This window comes from Methylosinus sp. R-45379, from assembly GCF_001644125.1.
Classification (GTDB): Bacteria; Pseudomonadota; Alphaproteobacteria; order Rhizobiales; family Beijerinckiaceae; genus Methylosinus.
The window spans coordinates 1-1,319 of sequence record NZ_LUUM01000226.1; the positions used below are offsets into that span (position 1 = coordinate 1).

Consider the following 1,319-nt stretch of genomic DNA (forward strand, 5'->3'; position numbering starts at 1 on the left):
CGCCGATCTCGTCGAGAAAGAGAATGCCGCCGTCCGCCTTGCGCAGCAGGCCCGGCCGATCCGCGAGCGCGCCCGTGAAGGCGCCCTTGGCGTGGCCGAAGAGCGCCGACATCGCGCCGTCGCCCCGCAAAGTTGCGCAATTCACCTCGACAAAGGGACCCTTGAGGCGATGGCGCATCTTCTTCAATTCATAGATGCGGCTCGCGAGCTGTGATTTTCCGGCTCCGGTCGGCCCCATGAGCAGCAGCGGCGCCTTCGACAGCGCCGCCACTTGCTCGATGCGCTCGATCATTCGATTGAACGCATCGTTGCGGGTGGCGATGCCCGATTTGAGGAAAGACGTCGCCTGCGCCTTCTCGGCAGCGAAGCGTGTAGCGATCTTATCGTATCGCGCGAGATCGAGATCGATGACGCCATAGGTCCCTGTCCCGCCGTCGCGCCAGCGCTTGGGCGGCGTCAGCTGCAAAATCTTCGCCGGAACATAATGCGCCTCGACGAGCAGAAACCAGCAGATCTGCGCGACATGCGTCCCCGTCGTGATGTTGACCAGATAGTCCTCCTTTTCCGTGTCGAAGGAATAGGCGTCGGCGAAGTCGCGCAGGGCACCATAGACCTCCTGGAAATCCCACGGGTCGGTCAAATTCAAAATTCGACGATTGACCGTCGTCTCCGGCGAGACCTGCGCGATGTCGCGGGTGACGCGCTCTGCGAGCGCAATGGCGTGATTGTCGTGAATGAGCTCCAGCCGGTCGACCAGAAAATCTTCATGCTGGCAGAGCGCCACAGTCGGGCGCCATCGCTCCCAGCGATTGTCCTTGCCGGCGTCCATCGTCGTGCCGAGAAAACCGATGACCACTCGCGGCCGCGCCATCATGTTTATCCATAAAGATAAGATACGATTTATATAGCTCGCTCAGCTGGAAGCCGCAAGCACGCAGTTCATCGTCGGCGAAATTTATAACCATTCAATACCAATATGTTGCCGCAACAGATCGCTGGCGCGACTCCTCTGGCACGCTGGTCGCAATAAAGGCTCCGTCACAATGAGAAGGAACGGAGCCATGGCGAGCAAAATCCTGTTCGCATCCATCGTCGGAAAGCTGCTTCCGCGGGCGAATGCGCGGAATGAAGCGGGCGGCCCCGCCTATGCGCGGACCCCGCGCCATAGACTCGCGCAGCTCGCCGCGACGGGAACGCTGAACCACACCTTCTACGCGGATGCGCAGAGTCAGCTCGACGATGTTCTGGCGTCGGCGCTCGACATCGATCCGGCCTTCGTCGCCAAGGCGGCCATTTATGCGCGTCACAAAGGGCATATG

General features: G+C 60.7%; 1 protein-coding gene and 1 pseudogene. One reads left to right on the forward strand and one right to left on the reverse strand.

What is annotated here, in order from left to right:
• On the reverse strand, positions 1-874 hold an 874-nt coding region (locus A1351_RS10485; protein ID WP_305791304.1), incomplete at its 3' end, for an RNA repair transcriptional activator RtcR family protein.
• Positions 875-1,061: 187 nt separating this feature from the next.
• Here A1351_RS10485 and A1351_RS10490 point away from each other — a divergent pair.
• Positions 1,062-1,319 (forward strand): annotated as a pseudogene (locus A1351_RS10490) (RNA-binding protein); the annotation flags it as partial.